Here is a 1253-nt window from a genome sequence, read left to right as displayed (position 1 = left end):
CGAACAAACTCGGCGTGTGGTTCACCAGCGCGCCTTCGATCTCGAGCATCTTCAGCTTCGTCACCACACCGCCATTCGCCGAGAAGCCGCCGGGCTTGTTGCCGGCAGCCAGCACGCGATGGCAGGGCACGACGATCGGGCACGGGTTGTGCCCGAGTGCCTGGCCGACATCGCGCGACAGCTGGACGCCGCCGAGCTGCTTGGCGATATCGCCATAGGTGATGGTCTTGCCGGGCGGGATAGCACGGGCGATCTCGTAGACGCCGCGGTTGAAGTCGGGCACGCCGTCGAGATCGAGCGGAATGTCGGTGAGATCATCCGGCTCGCCCGCGAGCAGTTTTGTGATGCGGTCGATCGCCTCTCGCACCTCGGCGGTCGGTTCGGCCTCGGTGGCGTCGGCATGGCGCTGGCTGATGCGGGTGCGGATCTTCTCCTCCCCGCCCATGGGCAGCTGCGTGCCGTTGATACCACGCGGGCCCCAGGCGATGGCACAGAGGCCGATCCTGGTGTCGAACAGGGCAAAATGCTGATCGGTCATGGCTTGGTTCCTGGCTTGCGTCCTTATCGCATGCCCCCATTGTGATCCATGCCCAAATCTAGGCTTGGAAATAGTTGCGATCCACCCGGTTTCCGGGAATCTTGCACAGGAGTTCCTGCCCCCTCCCGCGAGCCCCGAATGCAAAGCCTCCACGTCAACGGATACGACATGCCCTATCTCGACGTGGGCGAAGACAGGAGCCGGCCGCCGCTGGTCTGCGTGCATGGTTCGCTCAATGACTTCCGCGTCTGGGGCTGCTTGCTCGGACCGCTGACGCAGCGGCATCGGGTGATCGCCGTCAGCTTGCGGCACTTCTTCCCCGACCGCTGGGACGGCGTCGGCGACACCTATTCGATCGCCCAGCATGTCCAGGACGTCATCGCCTTCATCGAGAAGCTCGACCTCGGCCCGGTCGATCTGATGGGCCATTCCCGCGGCGGACACATCTGCTTCCGCGTAGCGCAGGCGCGCCCCGACCTGTTGCGGCGGCTGATCCTGGCCGAACCCGGTGGCGAGCTCGATGCGAGCCTCGATCCCGATTACGTCGGTGGCCCCTCGCCGCTGTTGGCACGGTTCACGGCCTCGGCCGCGAAGATCGCGGCCGGCGATGTCGACGGCGGCCTTGCCGTCTTCGTGGACACGCTGGAGGGCGCCGGCACCTGGCCGCGGCTGCCGGCGATGGTGAAGCAGAATCTGCGCGACAACGCCTATACCC

General features: G+C 65.8%; 2 protein-coding genes. One reads left to right on the top strand and one right to left on the bottom strand.

The genetic code is table 11. From position 1 onward, the window contains the following. The coding region (locus AC1DW2_RS43770; RefSeq protein ID WP_477009208.1) for a methylated-DNA--[protein]-cysteine S-methyltransferase at nucleotides 1–538 on the bottom strand (538 nt) is incomplete at its 3' end. 138 nt (nucleotides 539–676) lie between these two features. Here AC1DW2_RS43770 and AC1DW2_RS43765 point away from each other — a divergent pair. Further along, the coding region (locus AC1DW2_RS43765) for an alpha/beta fold hydrolase (protein ID WP_477009207.1) at nucleotides 677–1253 on the top strand (577 nt) is incomplete at its 3' end.

The organism is Bradyrhizobium sp. P3_C3 (genome assembly GCF_056402655.1).
The sequence above is the reverse complement of the archived record's forward strand: the minus strand, read 5'-3'. Positions and strand labels throughout refer to the sequence as shown.